Annotated in this window: 24 protein-coding genes and 1 riboswitch; of the genes, 6 read left to right on the top strand and 18 right to left on the bottom strand. The window is 74.0% G+C overall.

Features of this window, described 5'->3' with window-relative positions:
- The first annotated feature begins 24 nt into the window (after positions 1-24).
- A complete protein-coding gene (locus ABZ573_RS14165) occupies positions 25-585 on the top strand; it encodes a dihydrofolate reductase family protein (protein WP_151454954.1) in 561 nt (186 codons plus the stop codon).
- Between the two features lie 112 nt (positions 586-697).
- Here the strand turns inward: ABZ573_RS14165 and ABZ573_RS14160 are convergent, their stop codons facing one another.
- From ABZ573_RS14160 to ABZ573_RS14150, 3 genes are all read right to left on the bottom strand, one after another.
- Positions 698-1,030: a hypothetical protein gene (locus tag ABZ573_RS14160; protein WP_225852236.1), complete on the bottom strand. Its 333-nt coding sequence runs from the start codon at positions 1,028-1,030 to the stop codon at positions 698-700.
- Between the two features lie 165 nt (positions 1,031-1,195).
- Positions 1,196-1,672 carry a hypothetical protein gene (locus ABZ573_RS14155; RefSeq protein ID WP_358118349.1) on the bottom strand — a complete coding sequence of 159 codons (477 nt, stop codon included), beginning with the start codon at positions 1,670-1,672 and terminating at the stop codon, positions 1,196-1,198.
- 136 nt (positions 1,673-1,808) lie between these two features.
- Positions 1,809-2,294 carry a hypothetical protein gene (locus ABZ573_RS14150; protein ID WP_151456283.1) on the bottom strand — a complete coding sequence of 162 codons (486 nt, stop codon included), beginning with the start codon at positions 2,292-2,294 and terminating at the stop codon, positions 1,809-1,811.
- 391 nt (positions 2,295-2,685) lie between these two features.
- On the opposite strand from ABZ573_RS14150, the gene ABZ573_RS14145 reads away from it, so the two are divergent.
- A complete protein-coding gene (locus tag ABZ573_RS14145; protein ID WP_358118346.1) occupies positions 2,686-5,118 on the top strand; it encodes a M14 family metallopeptidase in 2,433 nt (810 codons plus the stop codon).
- A gap of 192 nt (positions 5,119-5,310) precedes the next feature.
- Positions 5,311-6,915 (top strand): Na+/H+ antiporter, encoded by a 1,605-nt coding sequence (locus ABZ573_RS14140; protein ID WP_151456285.1) that lies wholly within the window; start codon positions 5,311-5,313, stop codon positions 6,913-6,915.
- 15 nt (positions 6,916-6,930) lie between these two features.
- Here ABZ573_RS14140 and dinB read toward each other — a convergent pair whose 3' ends face one another.
- The 9 genes from dinB to ABZ573_RS14095 all read right to left on the bottom strand — a co-directional run bounded on the left by dinB (position 6,931) and on the right by ABZ573_RS14095 (position 16,277).
- Complete coding sequence (gene dinB / locus ABZ573_RS14135) at positions 6,931-8,118, bottom strand: DNA polymerase IV (protein WP_358118344.1); 1,188 nt, start codon at positions 8,116-8,118, stop codon at positions 6,931-6,933.
- A gap of 103 nt (positions 8,119-8,221) precedes the next feature.
- Positions 8,222-8,746 carry an N-acetyltransferase gene (locus ABZ573_RS14130; protein ID WP_327028461.1) on the bottom strand — a complete coding sequence of 175 codons (525 nt, stop codon included), beginning with the start codon at positions 8,744-8,746 and terminating at the stop codon, positions 8,222-8,224.
- A 57-nt stretch (positions 8,747-8,803) separates the two neighbouring features.
- The gene (locus tag ABZ573_RS14125; RefSeq protein ID WP_358118341.1) at positions 8,804-9,208 is read right to left on the bottom strand and encodes a DUF2809 domain-containing protein; all 405 of its coding nucleotides are present in this window, start codon (positions 9,206-9,208) and stop codon (positions 8,804-8,806) included.
- A 72-nt stretch (positions 9,209-9,280) separates the two neighbouring features.
- The gene (locus tag ABZ573_RS14120; protein ID WP_358118385.1) at positions 9,281-10,339 is read right to left on the bottom strand and encodes an FMN-binding glutamate synthase family protein; all 1,059 of its coding nucleotides are present in this window, start codon (positions 10,337-10,339) and stop codon (positions 9,281-9,283) included.
- A complete protein-coding gene (locus ABZ573_RS14115; RefSeq protein ID WP_358118339.1) occupies positions 10,340-10,855 on the bottom strand; it encodes a hypothetical protein in 516 nt (171 codons plus the stop codon).
- 100 nt (positions 10,856-10,955) lie between these two features.
- On the bottom strand, positions 10,956-12,176 hold the full coding sequence (locus ABZ573_RS14110) for a GAF domain-containing SpoIIE family protein phosphatase (RefSeq protein ID WP_358118337.1): 1,221 nt from the start codon (positions 12,174-12,176) through the stop codon (positions 10,956-10,958).
- Between the two features lie 99 nt (positions 12,177-12,275).
- Complete coding sequence (locus ABZ573_RS14105; protein WP_358118335.1) at positions 12,276-14,423, bottom strand: glycogen debranching N-terminal domain-containing protein; 2,148 nt, start codon at positions 14,421-14,423, stop codon at positions 12,276-12,278.
- Positions 14,424-14,611: 188 nt separating this feature from the next.
- Complete coding sequence (locus ABZ573_RS14100; RefSeq protein WP_151457810.1) at positions 14,612-15,025, bottom strand: VOC family protein; 414 nt, start codon at positions 15,023-15,025, stop codon at positions 14,612-14,614.
- A 121-nt stretch (positions 15,026-15,146) separates the two neighbouring features.
- Positions 15,147-16,277 (bottom strand): N-acetylmuramoyl-L-alanine amidase, encoded by a 1,131-nt coding sequence (locus ABZ573_RS14095; protein WP_358118333.1) that lies wholly within the window; start codon positions 16,275-16,277, stop codon positions 15,147-15,149.
- 136 nt (positions 16,278-16,413) lie between these two features.
- Here ABZ573_RS14095 and ABZ573_RS14090 point away from each other — a divergent pair, with 136 nt between their 5' ends.
- The gene (locus tag ABZ573_RS14090) at positions 16,414-17,115 is read left to right on the top strand and encodes a phosphotransferase (RefSeq protein ID WP_358118331.1); all 702 of its coding nucleotides are present in this window, start codon (positions 16,414-16,416) and stop codon (positions 17,113-17,115) included.
- 54 nt (positions 17,116-17,169) lie between these two features.
- Here the strand turns inward: ABZ573_RS14090 and ABZ573_RS14085 are convergent, their stop codons facing one another.
- From ABZ573_RS14085 to ABZ573_RS14065, 5 genes are all read right to left on the bottom strand, one after another.
- A complete protein-coding gene (locus ABZ573_RS14085; RefSeq protein ID WP_151453656.1) occupies positions 17,170-17,907 on the bottom strand; it encodes an amino acid ABC transporter ATP-binding protein in 738 nt (245 codons plus the stop codon).
- A 2-nt stretch (positions 17,908-17,909) separates the two neighbouring features.
- Entirely contained in the window at positions 17,910-18,689 is a 780-nt protein-coding gene (locus tag ABZ573_RS14080) for an amino acid ABC transporter permease (RefSeq protein ID WP_151453625.1), read from the bottom strand.
- Between the two features lie 40 nt (positions 18,690-18,729).
- Complete coding sequence (locus ABZ573_RS14075; RefSeq protein WP_358118329.1) at positions 18,730-19,584, bottom strand: ABC transporter substrate-binding protein; 855 nt, start codon at positions 19,582-19,584, stop codon at positions 18,730-18,732.
- A gap of 109 nt (positions 19,585-19,693) precedes the next feature.
- On the bottom strand, positions 19,694-19,825 hold the full coding sequence (locus ABZ573_RS14070) for a hypothetical protein (RefSeq protein WP_327028455.1): 132 nt from the start codon (positions 19,823-19,825) through the stop codon (positions 19,694-19,696).
- 31 nt (positions 19,826-19,856) lie between these two features.
- A riboswitch (SAM riboswitch) is annotated at positions 19,857-19,968 on the bottom strand.
- Positions 19,969-20,043: 75 nt separating this feature from the next.
- On the bottom strand, positions 20,044-20,736 hold the full coding sequence (locus ABZ573_RS14065) for an RraA family protein (RefSeq protein ID WP_151453627.1): 693 nt from the start codon (positions 20,734-20,736) through the stop codon (positions 20,044-20,046).
- 289 nt (positions 20,737-21,025) lie between these two features.
- On the opposite strand from ABZ573_RS14065, the gene ABZ573_RS14060 reads away from it, so the two are divergent.
- Complete coding sequence (locus ABZ573_RS14060) at positions 21,026-22,261, top strand: MFS transporter (RefSeq protein ID WP_358118326.1); 1,236 nt, start codon at positions 21,026-21,028, stop codon at positions 22,259-22,261.
- A 94-nt stretch (positions 22,262-22,355) separates the two neighbouring features.
- Complete coding sequence (locus ABZ573_RS14055) at positions 22,356-23,210, top strand: SPFH domain-containing protein (RefSeq protein WP_151453629.1); 855 nt, start codon at positions 22,356-22,358, stop codon at positions 23,208-23,210.
- A 21-nt stretch (positions 23,211-23,231) separates the two neighbouring features.
- Here the strand turns inward: ABZ573_RS14055 and ABZ573_RS14050 are convergent, their stop codons facing one another.
- On the bottom strand, positions 23,232-24,791 hold the full coding sequence (locus tag ABZ573_RS14050) for an ATP-binding protein (protein ID WP_358118324.1): 1,560 nt from the start codon (positions 24,789-24,791) through the stop codon (positions 23,232-23,234).
- Positions 24,792-25,060 lie beyond the last annotated feature (269 nt).

Below are 25,060 nucleotides of genomic sequence, written 5' to 3'. Positions count from 1 at the left end.
ACGACCCGACACCTAGGCGGAGAGATGGCCAAGCTGATCAACACCGACATCGTGTCCCTCGACGGCTACGTCAACGACGAGAACGGCAAGTTCGGCTGGAGCGAGCCGGTCGAGGAGGTGCACCGCTTCCTCAACGACCTGGACCGGGGCATCGGCACCCACCTGTACGGCCGCCGGCTCTACGACGTGATGTCCTATTGGGAGACCGCGCACGAGCAGCCCGGCCACCCCGACTACATCCTCGACTACAGCGAGATCTGGCGCTCCGCCGACAAGATCGTGTATTCGTCCACGCTGGAGGAGCCGCGCAGCGCCCGCACCCGCATCGAGCGCACGTTCGACCCGGAGGCGGTCCGCGCGCTCAAGGAGTCCGCCACGCGCGACCTGGCGATCGGCGGAGCCAACCTGGCCGCCCAGGCCCACCGGGCCGGCCTGGTCGACGAGATCTGCCTCATCATCTGCCCGGTGCTCGTCGGCGGTGGCACGCGCGCCCTCCCCGACCGCGTCCGCCGCAACCTGACCCTGCTCGACCAGCACACCTTCTCGCAGGGCACGATCTTCGCGCGTTACCGCGTGGACGGCTGACCGGCGTCACCGCCAGGACTGCCTGCTCCGGCCGTCGCACCGACCGACCTGGGACGCGCGACGCGGGTGCCCCAGGGCCTGCGGCGTCACCACGACCACTACGACACACTGCCTAGGCTGCCGACGCCGCCCGCGGGTCGTTCGGCCGGATGCGCTGCGTCAACCCGGGCACCGAGAGGTCGGAGCGGCCCTGGCCGCCAGCCGGCCGTGTCGCGTGCGGCGACGGCTGCCCGGAGTCGGTGCGGGCCATGCGCAGGGCGCGCTGAGCGTTGTTCCAGGCCGGGCAGGGCCAGGCCTGGCCCGCGCAGAGCAGGTTGCGGCAACCACCGTCCCCGTCCGGCTCGTGGGCGTCGGCCACGTCGAGGGCGAGCTTCCACAGCAGCGGGTCGGTCACCTCGGCGGGACGGTCTGCCTGACGGTCGGACCGGGCGGTGGTGTCGGACACGAGTTGATCCCCCTTGAGCGCAGGTGCGATCTTCACCTTCTCCAGTTTGCCTGCCGGCGAAACCTCGGCACCCCTTCCAGGCTGCGCAACAGGGCGCCGGACGGCGCGCAGGCCGGGGCCGGGTGAGCCAGATCACGGAGCAGCCGTGCCGAGACGGGCCGGCGGCTAAGGCAGGTCCAACAGTTGCGGTGGCACCTGGCAGACCAGGCCGGTCGAGTTCATGCGGTCGGTGATCGCGACCCCGTCGACGACCGGAACGACGAAGCGGGGCTCGCGACCGGCGGACAGCGCTGCGGCATGGCGCTCCCGGCTGTCGACCAGGGTCTCCCAGTCCGACAGCCAGTCGGCGGTCGGATGGTCGTCGCGCAGCCTGGCTTTTCCCAGGCGTCGTACCTCTGCCACCATGGCGACCACCGCGTCGTTCTGCTGCCGGATCGCGCGTACCTCGGCCTCCGTCGCGGCTTGTGGTGGTGCGGCCCGTACCGCCACGGCGGCCCGCATGGTGGTGCAGGCGCGCTCCGCGACCTCGGCCACCTCGGGGCTGTCGATCAGCTCTGGACGGTCGTGGCCGCCGTACGTGTAGACGAACAGGCCCAGCAGGCACAGGCACGAGGCCACCACGGCGACAGCTGCGGCGATCATGGGGCCGGGTGACGCCCCGGGCTGACGTTCCGGACGGACGTGGGGATCGACACCCGGCGGTGGGGGCGGGAGGGTCACAGGGTCGTCTCCGATCGCCGGTGCAGGCTCTTGGCCGTTCTCCCCGGCGGCCCGGTCGTCACTCGGCGCGGTGCGGGGTTCGCGGCGGCCGGTTCCGGCGCATCCGCAGCGCCGCGACTGCGGCGACGATCAGCAGGACCGCCAGGGCCGGTCCACCCGCGATGACCATGAGCCCCGCTCCGATGTTGGCGCCGATCCCGCCGGCGGTCAGCACCCGCCAGGCGAGGCCGAGGAGGACGCCGGCCGCGACGAGCGGCGCCAGCACCCACCACCACCCGCGATCGAGCCGGCGGCGTGCGGTGGCCCGGATCAACCAGGCGAGCGCGAGGGCGACGCCGACGCACGCCAGGACGCCGACGATCCGGTCTCCCACCGCACCGAGGCTCACCGGCCGGATCGCGTAGTCCAACTCGACGCCCTCGGCGGCGAGCCGTCGGGCCTCGTCGCCGGTCAGGTCCCCGATGAGCCACCAGGCGGCCACCGGGGTGCACAGGACCAGGACGAGCGCGGTGATCGGAGACGTCGGTCGGTGCTGCTTCGTCATGCCTGTGGCCTTCTCCCGGCGATCTTGTCGTACCAGCTCGGGTAAGTATGTGGGTGGCCTCCGGGTGGGGCGTGAGCACACCTACTCAGGGCGGCCCCGCGGGTCGACCGGCGGTGCGGACGGGACATCGACGGGGATTGACAGATCACTTTGTGTGCGCTGAGGATGACTCAATCCACCGACCTCGACCGGAACGGCTCTCGTCCACCAGCCTGACGACGCTTCCGCGTCCGGCGGCGTCGGTCCGTCGCCACCGGACACTGCCATCTCTGCTCCGCCGGGTCGCGCCACCGCAGTCGCGGCGCGCGCCCGGCGGGGCGCAGCCGCGCACCCGGGCGACCCCCTCGGCCATCCCGTCCGGTCACCCTGCCGACACCAGAAGGGCGGACCCATGCGTGATCCCCTAGCTCCCCGGTGGCGACGCCGCCTACCCGTCCCGGCCGCGCTCGCCGCCGCCACGGCGGTGGTGCTGCTGGTCAGCCCCGCCTCGGCCGTCGTGCCCGCCGCAGTACCCGCCGTCGAGCTGGTCCGCGTCGCCGACGAGGAGGCGGACGTCGTCGAGGTGCTGCTCGCCGGCACCGCCCAACTGGACGCCCTCGTCGCCACCGGCGTCGACCTCGACCACCACGTCACCCGCACCGGGAGCGGGGTCGTCGCGCACGCGGTCGTCACCGCCAGCGAGGCCGCGGCGCTGACCAGGGCCGGTTTCACCCTCGGCAAGGTGCTGCACCGTCCCGCCGACGCCCGCGCCCGGGTGGCCGAACGCGAGGCGACCATCGCCGGGCACGTCGCCCAGAACCGTCGGTTCGCCGCCGCGACGGGTGGCCCGAGCGCGTCCGCCACCTCCGACGTCAAGATCATCCGGGCGGACTACTACACCTCCGGCACGAGCCAGATCCTCTCCGTCGAGGCGAAGTGGGCGCAGGGCCAGACCGCCCCCGACGCCCTCACCGTCGAGCGGGACAGCGGCCCGGGCACCGAGATCGGCTCCGGCGGTACGCAGACGATCTCCCGCTTCGTCGACGCCGGGGTCTACCTCTACCACCGTGGCGCCGCGCCCGTGACCAGCCGGCCCGACCGGATCCGGATCACCAGCCCGACCGGCGACGTGGCCGTGGCCGAGGTCCGGGAGTGGCTGCCCACCCCCGGCGACGGCCCCGAGGGCCCGGGATACCAGAAGGACTTCGTCACCAGCTACCTGACGCCGACCGAGCTGTACGCGCGCATCCACCAGCTGGCCGCCGAGTTCCCCCGGCTGGCCGAGGTCGTCGAACTGCCGCACCGGACCAACGGCTACCGGCGGCACGCCCAGGCGGTACTGGGCACCGCCACCGACAGCCGGGTCGCGGTGGACTCGCTGGCCTGGGGGCACGAGGGCGGCAACGACGTCTCCGTGGAACTGGCCGACCCGGGCGCGGCGGACACGCCGCTGTCGGTGACCGTCGCCGGCGCGGCCGTACGGGTCACGCTCGGCACCGACGGCGAGGGCGCGGTGACCAGCACGGCCGCCCAGGTCGTCGCGGCGCTCAACGCCGGGGCCGGGACGCTCGTGCGGGCGTACACCTATCGGGGCAGCCCGGGCGGCGGCGTGGTCGCGCCGGCCGCGCGGACCCCGCTCAGCGACGGCCTGAGCGCGCCGGCGAGCGTCTCCCGCGACCCGCATCCGGTGTACGCCATCCGCATCGGCAAGCACCGCGACGGCTCGAAGCTCGGCGTGCTCGCCTACGCGCAGGAACACGCCCGCGAGTGGGTCCCCCCGCTGGTCACCGTCGAGACCGCCGAGCGGCTGCTGCGCAACTACGCCCACGACGGGCGGACCCGGCAGTTGCTGGACAGCCTCGACATCTGGATCGCCCCCTCGATCAACCCCGACGGCGGCCACTACTCCTTCTACGACTTCAACTCCCAGCGCAAGAACATGACCAACCACTGCCCGACGACCGGTGCGGCCGACTTCCTGGCCCGCAACTCCTGGGGCGTGGACAACAACCGCAACTACACCGAGTACAGCCTCTTCGACGGCTACTCGGGGGCGTCGACGAGCTGCACCAGCGGCACGTACGCCGGACCGGGCGAGCTCTCCGAGCCCGAGAACCGCAACCTCGACTGGCTGGCCTCCCGCCCCAACATCCGCTTCTCGATGAACCTGCACTCCTCGGGCAACTACTTCATGTGGTCGCCGGGGGCGTACGCGCTGCCCGACCGCGTCTCGGCGCCCCGCCCGACGCTCGCCGAGGAGTCGGCGTTCTGGGGCGCGTCGTCGCGGATCCTCGCCGCCATCAAGCGGCACCGCAACATGGCGGTGACCCCGGCGCGCACCGGCCCGATCTCCGACGTGCTCTACTCGGCGGCCGGCAACTCCGGCGACATGCTCTGGTACAAATACGGCATCTACGCCTGGAACTTCGAGGTCGGCACCTCCTTCCAGCCCGAGTGGGACGAGGCGCACGCCGAGGCGCTGGAGTTCGCCAACGGCCTGGTCGAGCTGATGCGGGTGGCCCGGGACTTCGCCAGGGACCGGACCAGGCCGAGCAGCACGCTCGCGGTGGCGCCCAGCGCGACGCCGGGCATGGTGGAGGTGACCTTCTCCACCAGCGAGCCGGCCGCCGTCTTCTACACCCTCGACCGCGCCGCCCCCACGTACGCGTCGAAGCTCTACGGCTCGGCCGGCATCCGGGAGGGCGGCGAGACGCTGACCGTCCCGGCGGGAACGCGGATCCACTGGTTCTCGGTGGACTCGGCGGGCAACGTCGAGAACAACTACCGCCCCGACGGCAACGGCCGCAACTACCGCAAGGGCACCGCCGTACCGCCGAGGCGCTGACGACCGGGTCGCTGACGGGGGGTGCGTCGGGGTCCACCCGGTGCACCCCCGCCGCCTGCCGCCCCCCACCCGGGGCGTGGCGGGCCCGCCGTCCCGCCCCGGGCGGGGGGAGGCGCGCCCCGCCGGCGACCGCCGCATGATCGGTTACGGTGATGGCCGGGGCGGAGGCCGACAGCGGGAGGGACCGGCGGGATGGGCGAGCTGGTGGCGTTGGCCCTCGGCGGCCTGGTCGTGGTCGTCCTGACCAACGCCGTGGCGCGCCGCACCCACCTGCCGGCGTCGGTGCTGCTGGTGCTCGCCGGGGTCGGCTACGGCTACCTGCCCGGCCCGAACCTGGAACTCGATCCCGAGGTCGTGCTCTACCTCGTCATCCCCCCGCTGCTCTACGGCGCCGCCCTGCAGTCGAGCCTGACCGCGCTGCGCCGCAACGCCCGGACCGTGATCGGCCTGTCGGTGGCGCTCGTCCTGGTCACGGCGCTCGCCGTGGGTTTCGGGCTCAACGCGGTGGTGGCCGCCGTCCCGCTGAGCTTCGCCATCGCGGTCGGCGCGGCGGTCTCCCCGCCGGACCCGGTGGCGGCGCTGTCGATCGGCCGACGTGCCGGCATGTCGCCCCGACTGACCACGCTGGTCGAGGGGGAGGGGCTGCTCAACGACGCGACCGCCCTGACGATCCTGCAGGTCGCCGTGGCGACGGCGATCGGCGGCAGGTTCTCCGTCGGGCACGCCGTGGGCGACTTCCTGTTCGTCGCCGCCGGTGGGCTGGCCGTCGGCATGGCCGTCGCGTGGGTCATCGCGTACCTGCGGAAGATGGCCTCCGATCCGCTGACCGACAACGCCCTGTCCCTGGGCACCCCGTTCGCCGCCTACGTGGCGGCCGAGAGCCTGCACGTCTCCGGCGTGCTGGCGGTCGTCGTGGCCGGCCTCTGGCTGGGCCACCGCAGCGCGTCCCTGCAGTCCAGCGGCGCGCGGTTGCAGACCCGTTCGGTCTGGCACCTGGTGGAGTACCTCCTCGAGGGCTACGTGTTCCTGCTCATCGGCCAGCAGTTGCCCGCCGTCGTACGCGGGCTGGCCGCCTACGACCTCGGCACCGTCGTCGCGGCGGGGGCCGTCACCGTCGGCATCGTGCTGCTGGTGCGTCCGTTGTGGCTGCTGGCCGCCGCGCACCTGCCCGCCCGGATGCACGCCCGCCTCGGCGGCGACCCCCGTCCCGACAACCCGCCGTTGTCCGGTCGGGAACTGCTCGCGCTGAGCTGGGCGGGCACCCGGGGCGTCATCACCCTCGCGGCGGCGTTCACGCTGCCCGCGAGCACGCCCGCCCGGGACCTGCTGCTGTTCTGCGCGTACCTGGTCGTGCTGGTCACGCTCGTCGGTCAGGGCCTGACCTTCGCGCCGCTGCTGCGCCGGCTGCGGCTGCCGGGCACCGCCGTCAGCCGGGCGTTGACCCGCAACGAGGCGCGCGCCGCGGCGGTGCAGGCCGCCCTCGACCGGCTGACCGCCCTGGCCGAGGCCGACCCGGGCGTACGCGACGTCGCCGCCCCGCTGCGCCGGGCCGCCGAGGGCCGGCACAAGCGCTACACCGAACGGGTCGCACTGCTCTCCCACGTCGAGGACCAGGTGCTGCCGGTGGACGACCGCTACCGGGCGGCCCTGCTGGCCCGCCGGGAGATGATCGCCGCCGAGCGGGACGAACTGCTCGCCTGGCGGGACGCGGGTCGCCTCGCCGACGCCGACATGCGCATCCTGGAGCGGGAGCTGGACCACGAGGAGAGCGTCCTGCCGCCGTTGCCCCCGTCCTGACTCGCCGCCCCGGGCTCAGTCCGGCAGCAGCGGCATCTCCAGGCTGGGGTCCCGGCCGAGCAGCACCGCCCGGGTGAGCGCCCCCGACCCGAACCGGTCGCGGACCGCGTCCACGGCCGCGTCCAGGTCCGCCCCCGGATCGCGGTCGAACGGCAGCGGCGGCTGGACGGGGGAGTCGTCCAGGTTCCCGACCGACACGCCGAGCAGGGTCACGCCCCGCCGTTCGATCTCGGGCAGTGCGGCCCGCAGCAGCGCCCGCGCCGCGGCGAGCAGCGGGGCCGTGTGGGCGGTCGCCTTGGCCACCGTGTGGGAGCGGGTCGCGCGGGTGTAGTCGCCGAACCGCAGGCGCAGCGTCACCGTCCGGCCGGCCCGCGTCGCCGCCCGCATCCGCCGGGTCACCCGGTCGACCAGGCCGGCGAGGACCGCCTCCAACTCGGCGGGGGAGTGCGGAACGGCGGCGAGGGCGTGCTGCGCCCCCATCGACCCGCGCCGGCGGCCGACCTGCACCGGCCGGGGGTCGCGGTTGTGCGCCAGGGCGTGCAGGTGCCGACCGGCGCCCGCGCCGAGCAGCGAGACCAGCGTCGCCTCGCCGAGGCGGGCGACCTGCCCGACCGTACGGATGCGCCGCTCGCGCAGCTTCGTCGCGGTCACCGGCCCGACGCCCCACAACCGCTCCACCGGCAGCGGGTGCAGGAACGCCAGCTCCCCGTCCGGCGGGACGACCAGCAGTCCGTCGGGCTTCGCGACGCCGCTGGCCACCTTGGCGAGGAACTTCGTCCGGGCCACGCCCACCGTGATCGGCAGGCGGACCTCCTCGCGTACGTCCCGGCGCAGCCGGGCGGCGATGTCGGCGGGCGGGCCGACCAGCCGGCGCAGGCCGCCCACGTCGAGGAACGCCTCGTCGATGGAGAGCCCCTCGACGATCGGGGTGGTCCGCCGGAAGATCTCGAACACCGCGCGGCTTGCCGCCGTGTAGGCCGCCATCCTCGGCGGCACGACGATCGCCTCGGGGCAGAGCCGCCGGGCCTGCCGGCCGCCCATCGCGCTGCGGACGCCGCGGGCCTTCGCCTCGTAGCTGCACGCGAGGACCACGCCCCCGCCGACGATCACCGGCCGGCCGCGCAGGCGCGGATCGTCCCGCTGCTCGACCGACGCGTAGAACGCGTCCAGGTCGGCGTGCAGGATGCTGGCCTCTCGCGACACGAACACATGTTCGCACGCAGACTCGCGAAGGTGGTACTGACCTGCCCGAACAGCGTCGGGCGAGCGTCCTCGGAGGTGTGCCCGTGACCGCGCGACCGACGGCCTACAGCTCGTCGAACGGGCGGGCGTAGCTGAACCCGCCGCGGATCGACGACCGCCACGCGCTCAGCGGGCGGGCCATGAAGTATCGCGGCCCCCACGGCTGCGGCGGGGTGACGCCGAGGTCGACCGCCGGGCGGAACCCGAAGCGCGGGTAGTAGTCGGGGTGTCCGAGCAGCACCACCAGGGCCTCCTCGCGCGCGTCGGCCGCGCCGAGCACGGCGTGCATCAGCGCGGAGCCGACCCCGCGCCGCTGCCAGTCCGGCAGCACGCCGAGCGGGCCCAACCCCAGCGCGACCGGCTCGCCGGCGACCCGGCCACGGGTGCACACCACGTGCCCGACCACCCGCCCGGCGTCGTCGGCCGCGACGAGGGAGAGGGCCGGCAGCCACCCGTCGTCCGCCCGCAGCGCGTCCACCAACCCCGCCTCGACGGGTACGGCGTCCGGCTTCTCCGGGTCGGCGAAGGCGGCCAGGTGCACCGCCCGGATCGCGTCGACGTCGGCGGGGGTCTCGCGTCTGATCAGCACCGGGCCACGATAGGTGCGGTCGTGCACCCGACGCGCGCCATTAACGGCGTCGCCCGCTCACACCGTGGTCCGCCGACGCCGGGCGCGGGCGGCGACGATCCGGTGCACCGCCACCAGCGGGAGCACCCCGACCGGGTACCAGGCGAGATCGACCGGGTCGAACTGCGCCCCGAGCGCGAGCCGTGCCAGCGGGCTGCGCGCCGACAGCGCCGCCGGTACCCCGGTCAACTGCGACAACTCGACCGCCCAGCAGAAGGCGACCGCGACCGCGCCGGCCACCGGCGGCGACAGCCGCGGCCGGAGGAACAACACGCCGGCCCAGACCACGCAGGCGTACAGCACGGTGCCGGAGTGCTGTTCGAGGCCGCCGCCGGCCGCCGCGCGCACGACGAGGGCGACGAGCACGAAGAGGACGGCCGCGGCGAGCATCAGGATCCGGCACCGCCGAGGGGTGATCGACATTCCGGCGATGCTAGGCGTCCTCCCGCGGCGGCCAGGAACTCCGCGCGTACTCGTGCGGCGCGTCGCGGCGGGTCAGGACATCGCGGTCGGCGACGGCGGGGCGGTGCCGCCCTGCGGGGCCTCCGCCGTCATCAGCCGGGCGATCTGCGCCCGGTCGGCGGCGGACGGCAGGCCCCACCCGGGGCGGTAGCCGTACACCTCGTGCAGGGGGTGCGAGGCGGTCCGGCCGTCGAGGATCTCGATCGCGTCGGTGTCGATGAGGCCCGGGTGCTCGACGCCGCACGCCTCGGCGACCTTGACCAGGTCGCGGCGCAGCGTCCGGATGTAGTTGGCCGCGCGGACCGACTTCGAGCCCGGGTCCACGCCCCGGGCGAGCCACTGGTTCTGGGTGGCCACGCCGGTGGGGCAGGTGTCGGTGTGGCACTTCTGGGCCTGGATGCAGCCGATCGCCAGCATCGCCTCCCGGCCGACGTTGACCATGTCGCAGCCGAGCGCGAACGCCACCACCGCGTTGTCGGGCAGGCCGAGCTTGCCGGCGCCCACGAACACCACCTGCTCGTGCAGGTCGCGCTCGGCGAAGATCTTGTAGACCCGCGTGAAGCCCTGCTGGAAGGGCAGCGACACCGAGTCCGTGAAGATCAGTGGCGCGGCGCCGGTGCCGCCCTCGCCGCCGTCGACGGTGACGAAGTCGACCCCACGCCCGGTGTCGCGCATCAGGGTGGTCAGCTCCTCCCAGAAGCCGAGGTCGCCCACCGCGGACTTGATGCCGACCGGCAGGCCCGTTTCGGCGGCGAGCAGCTCCACCCAGTCGAGCAGGCTGTCGCAGTCGGAGAACTCGGCGTGCCGCGACGGGCTGACGCAGTCGCGCCCCTGCGGGATGCCCCGGGTCGCCGCGATCTCCGCGGAGACCTTGGCCGCCGGCAGCAGGCCGCCGAGGCTGGGCTTCGCGCCCTGGCTGAGCTTGATCTCCAGCGCCCGCACCGGCGCGCCGGCGACCAGGTCCCTGAGCCGGTCCAGGCTGAACCGGCCGCGTTCGTCGCGGCAGCCGAAGTACGCGGTGCCGATCTGGAAGACCAGGTCACCGCCCTTGCGGTGGTACGGCGACAGCCCGCCCTCGCCGGTGTTCTGCAGTCAGCCGGCCAGGGCGGCGCCCCGGTTGAGGGCCTCGACGGCGTTGCCGGACAACGAGCCGAAGCTCATCCCGGAGATGTTCACCACCGACTCGGGCCGGAACGCGTGGGCGCGGCCCCGCGCGGCGCCGAGCACCTTGGCGCACGGCAGCCGCACGTCGTGTCCGGCGCCCGGTGTCGACGGCGGGACGGCCCGGCCGAAGGTGCGGTGCTTGATGATCGGATATCCGGGCGTGAACTCGATGTCGTTGTCGGTGCCGAAGCCGAAGTAGTTGTTCTGCTGCTTCGCCGACGCGTACACCCAGCGGCGCTGGTCGCGGGTGAACGGCCGCTCCTCGTTGTTGCCCGCGACGATGTACTGGCGCAGCTCCGGCCCGATGGACTCCAGCAGGTACCGGGCCCGGCCGAGGACCGGGAAGGTACGCAGCAACGCGTGGTCGCGCTGGATCAGGTCACGCGCGGCGAGGGCCGCGACGGCGGCGACGGCGGCGGGTACGGCTCGGCTTGCCCACTTCATGTCCGCCACTCTTTCCGCGATCGCGTCCCGCCAAACGGGCCGGCGACCACGCGGGCGGCGTCGTCCGGACGGCGCACCTGGGCGCGGGCGGCCTGACGGATCAGTGCGGGGTCAGGAGCCGGTGCACGACCAGCATGGCGATGTCGTCGGTCGGCTGCTCGGCGCCGAGGGCGTCCATGACCTCGGCGCACACCTGCTCGGCCGGTGCCGGCCGGACCACATGGGCGAGCTGGTCGAGACCGACGTCGATGACCTCGTGGCGGCGTTCGACGAGGCCGTCGGTGAAGCAGACGAGCACCGCGCCCGGCGGGAAGTCCACCTCCGCCTGCTGCCGGGGCGGCGGCCGGCGACCCGTGCCGAGCGGGGGATCGGCGTGGACCGGGACGGGCGCGCCCCGCTGGCCCGGCACGGCGAGGACGGGGCGCAGGTGCCCGGCGGCGGAGAGCCGGATGCGGGTCCGGTCGGGGGAGACCATGGCGTAGAGCGCCGTGGTGAGGTTTCCGGCCTCGAAGTGGCTGACCTTGCGGTCGAGGAGCGTCAACGCCTCCGCCGGGTCGTCGCAGACCAGCGCGTAGGCGCGTAGCGCGCTGCGGACGCGCCCCATGACCACGGCCGACTGCAGGCCGTGGCCCGACACGTCGCCGATGACCAGGCCCAGCCAGCCCGAGGGCAGGACGAACACGTCGTACCAGTCGCCGCCGATTCCGGCGACGTGCCCGGGCACGTACCGGGCGGCCATGTCCAGGCCCGGCAGGCGGGGCAGTCGGGCGGGCAGCAGGCTGCGTTGCAGGGCGAGGGCGGCGTTGTGGTCGAGGTTGTGGGACCGGGCGAGGTTGGCCAGGCTGGCCCGGTCGGCGACCAGCTCCAGCAGGCGTACGTCGTCGGTGGTGAACCGGCGGTGGCCCAGCGTGCCCACGTGCAACACGCCGATCAGCTCGCCCCTGGCGAACATCGGCACGCCGAGCAGCGACCGCAGCCCCATCGACAGCAGGACCGGGTTGACCACGACGTCGGGGGTGACCTCCTCGATGATCACCGGCCGTCCGGTCAGGGCGATCCGGCCGGCGAACCCGCGGCCCACGGAGACGCGGAACCCCTGCCGGACCTCCTCCTCCAGCCCTTTGGCCGCGGTGGCCACGAGCTGCTGGGAGTGTGTGTCCAGCATCAGGATGGCCGCCGTGTCGACGTCGAGCAGGTCCCGGACGCGGTCGAGGAGCTCGTCGAAGAGGTCGGCCGCGTCGAGGCGGGACAGCGCCGCGTCGGTCACCGCCTCGATGCGGCGCAACCGTTCGTCGTCCTGGATGAGCCCCTGATCGGCCACCACCGGATCCTAGCCCTGACGGCTGCGGACGCCGATTCCGCGTTGTGCCGGCCGGCCCGGGCGCGGCGTCTCCACGGACCTGGTCCGGGCATCGGCCGGTCAGGACCGGTGGCGGGTCGCCGAGGCCTGGAGTGTGGGCCGGCGGACCACCGCGATCCGGTCGCCCCGGACGCGCAGGGACGTGCGCCCGCCGCGCCCGCGTCGTACGGTCAGGTCGACGGTGCGCCCGCCCACGCGCACGCCCTCCAGCGTGAGGTCCGGCAGCCACTCCGGCAGGTGCGGGTCGACGAATATCGTCCGCAGCGGCGCGGCCGGGCGCAGCGCCAGCAGCGCCTGGACCAGCGCGACGACCGCGCTGGCGGACCAGGCCTGCGGGGAACAGGAGTCCGGGTAGACGCCCGGGTGCGGATGGGCGTCGTCGCGGGGCAGTCCGCTGAGCACCTCCGGCAGGCGATGCTCCGTGAAGAGCGCCGCCGCGGAGAACATCCCCTCCGCGAGCCGGTGCAGGTGTTCCCAGCAGCCGTACCGGGCCAGCCCCAGGCCGATCGTGCCCGCCTCGACCGGCCATACGCTGCCCCGGTGGTAGCTGAACGGGTCGTACGCCGGGTGTGCCGAGGACAGGGTGCGCACCCCCCAGCCGCTGAACATGTCGGGGGCGAAAAGCCGGTCGGCGACCAGGGGCGCGATGCGGGCGGGCACGATCCCCGTGGCCAGCAGGTGGCCGTCGTTGGAGTTGACCGAGCGCACCTGCCGCTTGTCCGGCCCCAGCGCCAACGCGTGGCAGCCCCGGTCCGGCATCCAGTAGGCCCGGTGGAAGCGGCGCCGCAGGGCGGCGGCCCGGCGGACCAGTCCGGCGCCGTACGCGGGGTGACCGGTCGCGGCGAACACCACCCCGGCGTGCCGCAGGGCGGCGTACCAGTACGCCTGCAACTCGCTGGTCGCGATCGGGTTCGGCACCACCTCGCCGTGCTCGTCGACGATGGCGGTGTCCGAGTCCTTCCACCCCTGGTTCTTCAGGCCGGCGGGGGACCGGCGGTGGTATTCGAGGAAGCCGTCCCGGTCGAGGTCGCCGAACCGGTCGATCCAGCCCAGCACGCGCCGCGCGGTCGGCAGCAGGTCCCGTACCGTGTCGAGGTCCCCGGTCCAGGCCAGGTACTGGCCGAGGAAGACCAGGAAGTCCGGCGCGGTCGACCAGTCGCCGTAGTAGCTGTCGAACGGGTCGATACCGAGCGTGGACACCGGGCCCCGCCGGGCCTCGTGCAACGGCTTGCCGGGCTCCTCGTCGCGCCAGTCGTCGATGCGCCGCCCGAGGTGGTGGGCGTTGAGCCGCAGGCTGTCCGCCAGCATCGTCGGCCCGGCGAGCAGGGACTGCCACGAGGCGGTCATCGTGTCGCGGCCGAAGATCTCCTGGTAGATGGGCAGGCCGGCCATGGGCGCCGTCGGCCCGTCCGGTTCTCCCAGCGGCAGCACGGCCAGGTCGTCGACCGCGCACCGCCAGGCGGCGGTGACGTCGAAGTTGCTGCTGGCGAGCCGGGCGAGTTCGCGGGCCAGGGTACCGCGGGCGCGCGCGGCCGCGTCGTCCGGCTCGGCGAAGGTCGGCGGCGGTGCGGCGAGGCGCTGCCCGTCGAAGACGGGTTCGACGAGGAGTTCCACCCGGCGGGACCCCCGGGGCGGCACCGCGAGGTCGACCGTCAGGGTGGCGTCGGCGTACCGGACGGGCGTGTCGGCCCGTACGCCGATCGCCACCGCCCGGTCGAGGCCGTCGCACCGGTAGGTCAGGCGGAGCTCCCGGTCCTGGTCGTTCCAGCTCGCGTCGACTGTGCCGGACTGCACCCGGCGGCCGGTCTCGGCCTCGCTGGTGTCGGCGAAGTCGGCGGCGAGGTGGATCCGCAGCCGTAGGTCCAGGGGCACGGCCGCGTAGCTGACCACGGTCAGCCGGGTCCGCAGGCCCGCGCCGACGAAGCGCTCCACCAGCAGGTAGGCCGCGCGGGAGGGCAGCGTGTCGCCGTCGCCGAGGGCGGCGTACGAGAGCTGGGCGTGCCCCGCCACGTTGGCTGTGCTGAACGGGACCGGCTCGTGGCCGTCCACGCTGAGGCGTTCGGTGCTGAGGACCCGGGTGTTGCGGGCGAAGAAGCCCTGCGGGTCGGCGCCGGTGATCCGGCCGCGGACGTCGGTCACCAGGGTGCTCCAGCCGCTCGCCACGTAGAGCAGGTCCGGGCGGACGCGCAGGTTCCGGACCCGGGTCATCGCGGCCGGGGCGCGCCCGGGCGGGGGCGGGCGCGCCGGGCGGGGCGAGCGGGCTGCGGGTGCGCGGGCGGCGACAGCATCGGGTGCACCCCTCCGGCCGGCGGCTGCGGGCCGGGGCGCACCGGTGCGGTGTCGCCCGGGCCCGCCGGACAGCGGTCCCTACCCGCTCGCGCTGCCGCTACACCTCGTCAGCCCTGCGGCTGGCCGATGTTCACCATCCAGCCGATGCCGTAGCGGTCGACGCACATGCCGAACTCGTCGCCCCACATCTGCTTCTCCAGCGGCACGGTCACCGTGCCACCCTCGGTGAGCTTGCCCCAGTAGCCGCGCAGGTCGTCGGCGTCGTCGCCGCTGAGGCTCACGGAGACGTTGTTGCCGGGGTCGTGCTCCATTCCCGGCGCGGTGTCCGAGCCCATCAGGGTGAAGCCCCGGTCGGTCTCCAGCATCGCGTGCATGATCTTGTCGACCAGCGCGGGATCGTCGGTGCCCATCGCACCGAACGTGTTCGTCGACAGGGAACCGCCGAACACGCGCTGGTAGAACTCCATTGCCTCCCGCGCGTTGCCCGGGAAGCTGAGGTACGGGTTGAGTCGAGACGCCACAGCACCCTCCTCCGGTCGTGACTGCCTCATCGTCGCAGATCAGGAGGCTGGAGCGGGTCAGGTGCGACCGCGTTTCGCCGGCCTGCGGGGCGGGTCGCTCCGACGGGCCGGCGGACGGTGTTCAGTCCCGGAACGACCGGCGTACGACGCCGCCGACGACCGCGCACCAGGTGTCGAGGTCGAGCTTGCCGTGCGCGGGCAGGCGGTGCAGGCGCTGGACGTCCTTGACGGCCGTCCTGGTCGCGTGGTCGTACTCGCCGGTGACGGCAACCTCGGGGTAGCCCCGGTAGTTGAGCAGGAACTGCGCGGCGGTGACCGGCGCGCCGCTGGCGTGGGCGCCCAGCTCCGGCACCAGGGTCTCCCAGGTGGGGGCGGTGAGGGTGGCGTCGACGTCGACCGCGATGCCGTTGCGGTGCTGCCAGTCCTGCACCGCGGCGACGGTGGCGGCGTCGAAGACGCTGTTGACCGGCACGGTGTAGCCGCGGTGGGCCAGCAGGTACTGCACCACCCGGACGCTGGGGGAGCCGACGAAGCGCCACAGGTCCGGCCAGCGGCGGGCCGGCACGTCGGCGAGGTCGGTGCCGAGGGCCTCGAAGACCCGGCGGCGCAGGGCGGGGAACTGCCGGTAGAAGGTGGCGCCCGGGCACAGGGTGGTGCGGAAGTCCCAGTGGCCGAAGATGTCGTGGGCGTGCAGCCCGTACTGCCGGCAGATGGTCGCGCAGAGCGTGACCAGCGAGTCCAGCAGGGCCTCCGGCGGGGTCTCGGTGACGTACGTGCCCTCGTTCTCGATGCCGATGGCCCGGCCGTTCTCGCCCGGGCAGTGCGCCGAGATCATCTGCCGGTCGCCGGCGTGCAACCGCTCCAGGCTGCCCCGGCGTCCCTCCATGACGTACCCGCCGCGGCTGACCGTGAAGTGCTGGCCGGTGTCGGACCAGCCGTTGCCGTCCATGTGCAGGTTCTGGCAGTCGCGGGCCAGCTTGACCGCCTGCGCCTCGGAGTAGTCGGTGACGTTCGGGAACGCCATGTGGTGCACGATGATCTTGTTGGTGGGGATGGCGCTGACGGCCAGTGGGTCCGCCGGCGGGCGCGCGCCCCACTCGTCGCAGCTGTAGATCCAGTCCAGGTCGGTGCCGGGGTCCGCCTGCGCGGCGCCGGGGAGGGCGAGTTGGCTGCCGACGACCGCGACCGTGGCGGCGCCGAGGCCGGCCCGCAGCAGGGTTCGGCGGTCCAGTGCGGAATTCTCGACGTGCATGGCGTCTCTCCTCTGCGGCCGGAGGTGGGGGCGGGGGCGGCCCCGTGAAAAGGAACTCCAGGCATCGCGTGTGCAGTGGAGGATATTGCCAAGACTCGGCGGTACGCCAGCCTTCCGCGCCTGGCAGGATGGCGGGATGCGGCAGGGAGCGGTCGGTCACGTCCGGCTGGTGGAGCGCGAGGGGCGCCGCCTGGTCGAGAAGCGGATGACGCAACCCTCCCGCCACGACACGGAGGTGCTCGCCCTGCGGGCGCTCGCCGACACGGGCATGCCGGTTCCCGAGCTCGTCGAGGTGGGGCCGGGCTCGATCCTCATGACGCTCATGCCGGGTGAACGACTGGACAGCGAGAACGCCGACGTGCGACTCGACGGGCTGCGTGCCTCGGCGGCACTGCTCCGTCGGCTCCACGAGCTGCCGCCACCCGACGGGCTGCCGGCCGCGCCGGACGATGCGCTGATCGTCCGTCGCTACCGCGACGCCGGCGGCCCCCCGCTTCCGCTCGCCGTTCCACCGGCCAGTCGCCCGGTGTTCTGTCACGGCGACTGGACCGACGGAAACCTCCTCGCCGCGAACGGCGGGATCACGGCGGTCGTCGACTGGGAGGCGGCCCACCTCGGCGACCCGCTCCGAGAACTGTCGCGTGCGGCCTGGGGCGCCGCGCGCAAGGACCCACGGTCGTTCGACGTCCTCGTCGAGGGCTACGGAGCTGACCCGGCCATGGTCCGGGCCTGGTTGCCGATCCACGCCGCCGAACTCTGGCTGTGGTTCGCCGAGGCCGGGCCGCCCGAGTACCTCGAACAGCTCACCGCGGAACTGCGGAGCCTTCCCACGCGTTGAGGACGAGACCCACGGCACCGGACGGGTCGGTCCACCGACGTGACCGGCTCGGCGCTAGAGCACCTGGGAGAGGAATCGGCGCAGCCGGGGGTGCTCGGCCCGCTCGAAGATCGCGGCCGGCTCGCCGGCCTCCAGCACCACGCCGCGGTCCATGAACGCCACGGTGTCGGCGACCTCGCGGGCGAACCCCATCTCGTGGGTGACCACCACCATCGTCATGCCCCCGGCGGACAGCTCGGCCATCAGCCCGAGCACGCCCTTGACCAGCTCCGGGTCCAGGGCGGAGGTCGCCTCGTCGAAGAGCATCACCTGCGGGCGCAACGCCAGCGCACGGGCGATCGCGACCCGCTGCTGCTGCCCGCCCGACAGGTGCGCCGGGCGGGCGTCGGCCTTGGCCGCCAGCCCCACCAGCTCGAGGTGCTCGCGGGCGACAGCCACCGCCTCGTCCTCGCCGAGCTTGCGGATGCGGCGCAGCGCGAGGGTGACGTTGCGCAGCACGCTCATGTGCGGGAAGAGGTTGAACTGCTGGAAGACCATGCCGATCCGCTGCCGCAGGGCGTCCGGGTCGTCGGCCAGCACGCTGCGCCCGTCCAGCAGCACGTCGCCGCGGTCGGGCTCGATCAGCCGGTTGATCGTGCGCAGCAGGGTGGACTTGCCCGACCCGGACGGGCCGATGACGCAGGCCGTCGCCCCGCGCGCCACGTCCAGGTCCACCCCGCGCAGCACCCGGTGCGACCCGAAGGCCAGGTGCACGTCGCGGACGCTCAGGCTCACCGAGGTCGTCGTGTCGATGCTCATCGCTGGTTCCCTCCCGCCGCGCCCGGCAGCGCCAGGTCGAGGTCGTCGTCGCCGTCAGCGGGCGCGGTGGCCTGCCGGCCGTGCCGCAGTCGCCGGTCGATCCAGTTGACGGCGTGCGTCAGCGGCACCGTCAGCGTCAGGTAGAACAGCCCGGCCAGCAGCAGCGCCGACTGGTTGCCGGTGTTAGCCGCGTAGTCCTGCCCGATCCGGAACAGCTCCCGCTGGCTGGCCAGCAGGCCGAGGAAGTAGACCAGGCTGGAGTCCTTGATGAGCGCGATCAGCTGGTTCACCCAGGCCGGCAGCACCCGCCGGATCCCCTGCGGCACGATCACCAGGCGCATCGCCTCGCCCCAGGACAGGCCCAGCGCCCGGGCCCCCTCCAACTGGGCGGCCTCCACCGACTGGATGCCGGAGCGGAAGATCTCGCCGATGTAGGCCGCCGCGATCAGCGACAGCGCCAGGATGCCCAGGGGATACGGGTTGGGCCCCCACACCTGCATGCCCAGCGGCGCCAGGCCGACGCCGATGAGCAGGATCGTCGCCGCGGCGGGTAATCCGCGGAACACGTCGGTGTAGACCCGCGCCGGCCACCGCAACCATCGGGTACGCGAGATGCCCGCGACGGCCAGCGCCATGCCCAGCACCGAGCCGAGTAGGGCGGCGGAGATCGCCAGGATCAGCGTGTTGGGCAGCCCCACCGTCAGCATCTCGGGCAGCGCCTCGCGCATGGAGTCCCAGTCGAAGAAGGTCTCCCACAGGGTGCTCAACGGATCCATCGTCGCTCCTACCGCCCCGCTCGCTCGTCGTCCGTACGTCTCAGGAGGTGGCCGACGCCGACGGCACCGCGACCGTGCCGCTGCCCGGCTTGAAGTCGGCCGGGATCGGGCGGCCCGGGTAGTACTGGGCCTGCAGGCGGCTCCACGTGCCGTCCGCGATCACCTCGTCGAGGCCCTTGTCGAGCGCCTCGCGCAGCTTGTCGTTGCCCTTGGCGAACGCGTACGCCGTCGGGGCCGGGCTGAGCAGCTTGGCCGCCACGGTGATCTTGCCGGCGCTGTCGGCGGCCGACTTGTCGCCGATCTCGGCGGGGGCGATCCAGGCGTCGGCCGTGCCGGCCTTGAGCTGGTTGATCGCGCCGTTGTAGTCGGGCACCCGGACCGGGTCGAGCCCCTCGCCGGTGGCGTAGTCGTCCTGGACGGTGCCCTGCACGACCACGACCCGCTTGCCGGCGAGCTGGTCGAAGCCGCTGATCGACGAGCCGGCCGGCACGTCGAGTCCGAAGTGGCCGAAGTCGTAGCCGTTGCCGAAGTCGACGGTCTTCCTGCGCGCCTCCGTGATCGTGATCGAGGAGCTGCCGACGTCGAACTTGCGGTTGTTGACCTGGGAGAGCAGCGCGGAGAAGTCGGTGCCGGCGAACTCCACCTTCAGGCCGACCTTCCCGGCGACCGCGACGAGCAGGTCGTTGTCGAAGCCGGTGAACTTGCCGTCCTTGAGGTAGACGTTCGGCGGGGCGTCGGTGAGCGTGCCGGTGCGCAGCACGCCCGGCTGGAGCAGGCCGTACGGGTTGTCGGCCGCGCCGGCCGCGTCGTCGCCGCAGGCGGTCAGGGTGGTGGCGGCGAGGACGGCGGCCACGCCGAGGGCGGCGGCCCGGGTGAGGGAGGAAAGGATTCGCACAGGTGTCTCCGATGAGGTGTCTGCGGCGACGGGCACGGGGCGCGCGTCGCCGACGGTGCGCCCGGTGGGCGTACCGCTGGAATGGTGCGGGAAAGAAGGGGTGGCGCGGCTAGCGCGCGTCGCCGGGGCGACAGGAGGTGGCGCAGACCCGCATCATGTCGATGTGGCGGCGCCGGATCAGCGCCGGCGACGCCGGGGCCACGGCGGGGACCGCCGGTGGGGCGCAGATGCGGACGGGCATGGCTCTCCTCGGTCGGGACGACCTGGGAACCAGGCCGCGCTTGCACCGGAGCTGCTCCGGTGCCTGGTCCTCACCCGGGGCACCCCTGCGCGGACGAGGGTTGCCGGCCAGCGAGCCGGGGCTTGACGCTGGCGCTCATGACCTGCCGACGAGGCTAGCAGCCCGCCACGGTGGGGCGTCCAGCCGCTATGACCACCCTCACGCGCGCCTTCGGGTGGTCACTCCTCGATCGCCCCGCCGACCTGCCGCAGGTGCTGCCGGAAGGTGTGGGCGGGGTCGGCGGCGCGGCGGGCCAGGTAGTCGGCGAAGGCGGTCTGCTCCCGCAGCGTCTCCCCGGCGCGGATCCGCCGCGCCTGGACCCGCTCGACGGTCCCGATGCGCTCCGCCGCCGCGAACAGCTTCGCGGCCCGTGCGGCGGGCACGAACAGCACCCCGTCGTCGTCGGCGACGACGAGGTCGTCGGCGGTCACCACGTGCGGCCCGACCCGGGCGCTGGTGAGCGTCTCCGGCTCCCGCGCGTCGAGGCGGGCCGGGCCCGCCGGGAGGCTGCCGTAGCTGAAGACGGGCAGGTCGATCTCCACCAGCTCGGGCGTGTCCCGGTGCAGGCCCCAGACGACGAGCCCGGCGATGCCGGCCGCGACGCCCTCCAGCACCGCCAGGTCCCCGACGCACGCCTCGTCGCTCCGGCCGCCGTTGTCGATCACGAGCACGTCGCCCGGGATCGCGTTCTCGTACGCCTCCAGGAAGACGTCCACGCTGCCGTGGTGGCGCACCGGCAGTGCCCGGCCCACGAGGCGGTGACCGGGGACGACCGCCCGGATCCCGGCCGGCGCCGCGCGCGGGGGCACGCCGAGGCGTACGCAGGCGTCGGCGATCAGCGGCGTGGACAGGTCGGCGAAGCGCTCCCGCATGACGTCCTCCCGGCGGTGCGGCGAGTCGTGGGCCGTCATCGTAGGGGGGCCGGTCGGCGCGGTGGCCAGGGCCAATCCGGCGCGGCTGGCCCCCACCGGTGGCGGCGTTCGGGTCTAGACTGTCCAGCGTGATCCCGTCGCACGCCGTCGCCGCCGCGCACGGTCTCTGGATCACCCCGGACCTCCCGCTCTACGGCGACGGCCACGATCGCTCCGACTACGTTCCCTGACCGGCCCGGCACTCCGCCGCCCACCGGTCCATCTCCGCCACGCTTGGGAGCGCTCAGTCATGCCCGGATCCGATCACCGCCAACTCGTACCGCCCGCCGACCACCCGCCCGTCGACCCCGCCGACACCTCCGCCCTCGCCGTGCTCCGGGCGCCGCAGACCGCCCGGGTCCTGGCGGCCAGCCTGCTCGGCCGGCTCCCGCTCGGCGCGGCACCGCTGGCCCTGCTCGTCTTCGCCCGCGAGACGATGACGCTGACCGTCGCCGGCCTGCTGGTCGGCGCGTTCACCGCCGGTACCGCCGTGGGCCAGCCGATGCTCGCCCGGATGGCGCAGCGCTGGCGGCAGCCGCCGGTGCTGTGGCTCTCCGTGGCGGCGTCGACGATCGGCTTCGCCCTCACCGCCGCGCACGTCAACCTGCCGGTCACCGTGTTCGCCGCCGCCCTGGCCGGGGCGGGCGCGCCGCCGTTCGAGTCGTGCCTGCGGGTGCTCTGGCGCGACCTGCTCCCCGCACACCGGGTGCAGACCGCGTACACCCTGGACATCGCCGTCCAGGAGCTGATCTTCATCCTCGGCCCGGTGGTCACGCTCGCCGCCGTGGGCCTGGCCGGCCCGACCGGCGGCCTCGCCGCCGCCGCGGGCTTCCAGGCCGCCGGCACCGCGTGGTTCGCCACGACCGACGCGGTCCGGCGCTGGCGGGGCGAGCCGGCGGTACGCCACTGGGCCGGGCCGCTGCGCGCCGGCCGGCTCCGACTGATCCTCGGGGCGCTGCTGCTGGTCGGGGCGGCGGTGGGGAGCGTGACAGTCGCCGCGACCGGATACGCCGAGGCGGCCGGGGCCCGGTCCTGGGCCGGCTGGCTGCTCGCCGCGCAGGCCACCGGGGCGCTGGTCGGCGGCCTGCTCTACGTGCGCTTCGGCGGACTGCGCCGGCACGCCACGCTGCCGCGCGTGGTCGGCGTCTTCGCCGCCGGCTACCTGCCGTTGCTGCTCACCCCGGCCCCGCCCGCGATGCTGGCGCTGATGGCGGTCAGCGGGCTCGCGCTGCCGGCGCTGCTGACCATCGCCTTCGTCGCGATCGACGACGTGGCGCCCACCGGCACGGTGGCCGAGGCGTTCGCCTGGGCGGCGACGGCGTTCTCGGTGGGCAGCGCGGGCGGCGCGGCGGTGGCCGGCGTGGTGCTGGACGCGGCGGGCGAGGTGACCGTCGGCTTCCTGATCGCCCCGCTGAGCGCCGCCGCGGCGTGCGGGATCGCGTTGGTGGCCGCCCGCCCGTCCGGCAGCGGCAGGTCGGCCGGCTGATCCGACGGGCCGGCCGGCCACCCGTTGCGCCGGGACTACTTCCCGGCGCAGCGGGAAAGGGGCGGCCCGGGGAGCCGTTCGGATCGGGGGTGCCGTGGAAGCGGTCGTGATCGGCGTGGTGATCGTGGCCGCGCTCCTGGCACTCGTCGGCGCGCTGAGCGTCCGGCTGGTGCAGCAGTACCAGCGCGGCGTCGTCTTCCGCTTCGGCCGGGTGCTGACGCCGGTCCGGGAGCCCGGCCTGCGCCTGATCGTCCCGGTCGCCGACCGGATGGTCCGGGTCAGCATGCAGACGACCGTCATCGGTGTGCCTCCGCAGGGGGCGATCACCCGGGACAACGTCACCCTCACCGTCGACGCGGTGGTCTACTACCGGGTCGTCGACCCGGTGAAGGCTCTGGTCAACGTCCGCGACTACCCCTCGGCCGTGCTCCAGGTGGCACAGACCGCCCTGCGTTCGGTGATCGGCAAGGCCGACCTGGACACCGTGCTCGGCGACCGGGACCGGGTCAACGCCGAGCTGAAGGCGGTCATCGACGCGCCGACGGAGGGGCCGTGGGGGCTGCTGATCGAGCGGGTCGAGGTCAAGGACGTCGCGCTGCCCGAGGGGATGAAACGGTCGATGTCCCGCCAGGCCGAGGCGGAACGCGAACGCCGCGCCCGGGTGATCGCCGCCGACGGCGAGTACCAGGCGTCCCGCCGGCTCGCCGACGCGTCCCGGGCGATGGCGAACACGCCGGGCGCCTACCAGTTGCGGCTGTTGCAGACGGTGGTGGACGTGGCAGCCGAGAAGAACAGCACGCTGGTGATGCCGTTCCCGGTGGAGCTGCTGCGCTTCTTCGACAAGTTCACCCGGGGTGCGGAGCCACCGGCGGCGGAGCGCCCGCCGGCCGGGCGGCCGGAACCCGCCGCGCCGGTGCCCGGTGACGGCCACCGGCGCCCGCAGGCCTGACCCGGGGCGGCGGGCAGGCTCTCAGACTCCGGCCGCCGACTCCGCGGCCGGCTCGCTGGGCTGCGCGGGTACGACCGCCGTCGGCAGCCGCGGCATCGTGAACACGAAGCGGGTCCCGTCGCGGTACGCCTCGTCCAGGCTCAGCGTGCCGCCGTGGAACTCGACGACCTTCTTGCACACCGCGAGCCCGATGCCGGTGCCCGGGTACGTGCCACGGGGATGCAGGCGCTGGAAGATGACGAAGATCTTCTCGGCGTACCGGGGGTCGATGCCGATGCCGTTGTCCTCGACGGCGACGGACCAGTCCTGCGGGGTGTCCGTCACCGTCACCCGGATCAGCGGCGCCCGGTCGGGGCTGCGGAACTTGACCGCGTTGCCCAGCAGGTTCTGCCAGAGCATGGTCAGCAGGGTCGGCTCGCCCCGCACCGTGGGCAGCGGGTCGCGGGTGATCGTCGCGCCGGACTCGTCCACCGCCCGGGACAGGTTCGACTCGGCCTGCGCGAACACCTCGGCCAGGTCGACCTCCCGCAGCTCGCCGTAGACCCGGCCGATCCGGGAGAACGTCAGCAGGTCGTTTATCAGCTCCTGCATCCGGCTGGCCCCGTCGACGGCGAAGCCGATGTACTGCCGGGCGCGGTCGTCGAGCTGGTCGGTGTAGCGGCGCTCCAGCATCTGGCAGAACGACGCCACCTTGCGCAGCGGCTCCTGCAAATCGTGCGACGCCACGTACGCGAACTGCTCCAGGTCCTCGTTGGAGCGGCGCAGCTCGTCCGCCTGCTGTTCCAGGGCGTCCCGGTCGTGCTGGCTGCGCTCCCACGCCTCCACCACGGTGCGGCGCATCGTCTCCACGTCACTGGTCAGCCGGGCGATGTCGGCGGGGCCGTCGGGCCGCAGCCGGTGCCGGAAGTCGCCGCCGGCCACCTGCCGCACCGAGGCGCCCAGCCGGTCCAGCGGGCGCAGCACCCTCGTGCGCACCAGCACGGATCCGACGATCCCGCACAGCAGCAGGGCCGCCAGGATCGCCACGAAGGTCAGGTCCCGCAACGCCCGGGCCCGGTCGAGGTCGTCCCGGCCGGCGTCCCGGATCCCGTCGAGGCGGCCGACCAGCCCGGTCAGCTCGGCGCGTACCGCCGCGAAGGTCTCCGCGTCCCCGGTCACCAGCGGCGCCAGCTCCTCCGGCGTCCCGCCGGCCTGCCGGGAGGCGACCAGGCGTTCGGCGTACTCGGTGCGCCAGCGGTCGGTCAGCCGCCGCGCCCGGTCCAGGTCGGCCAGCGCCTCCGGCTCGCCGGCGAGCAGCTCGTGCAGCCGGGACATGGTCGCGCGTTCGCTCTCGACGCCCCGCCGGTACGCGTCGAGGAAGCGCGGGTCGGCGGTGACGACGTGGCCGCGTACGGCCGCCGCCTGGGCGAGCAGGCCGCTGTCGAGCTGGCCGACCGCCGTACTGGCCGGGGCGACCTGGTCGGCGAGGTGGTTGGAGACCGCGGCGGTGTGCCTCAGCGCGGCGGCGCCGGCGCCCCCGCCGAGCAGGACCAGGGCGGTCATCGTCAGCAACAGGACAGTGAGCCACCGCCGGGTCGTCATCGGCCGACGGGTCGCTGCCTCGGGAGTCGCCTCGCTGCCCACGGCCTGCACCCTAGTCCAGCCGGCCCGGCCGGGAGCGCCGTGGCGCGGTGCGGTTGCCGGCGGGTGGTACCAGTGACGTGTGTCCGTAACCGACCATGCCGCCACCCGCCGGGACGCCCCGGACGTCCGGGGGCCGGAAGCAGCCGTTGCGCCGATGGCCGCGCCGGCTCCCGCGACCACAATGGCGACCGGGGGGCGGCCCCGCCGTCCCCGGAGCGGGGAGGTGG

The sequence above is a fragment of the Micromonospora sp. NPDC007220 genome (genome assembly GCF_040634035.1).
GTDB classification, from domain to species: domain Bacteria; phylum Actinomycetota; class Actinomycetes; order Mycobacteriales; family Micromonosporaceae; genus Micromonospora; species Micromonospora reichwaldensis.
This window is presented reverse-complemented; position numbering and strand designations above follow the sequence as displayed.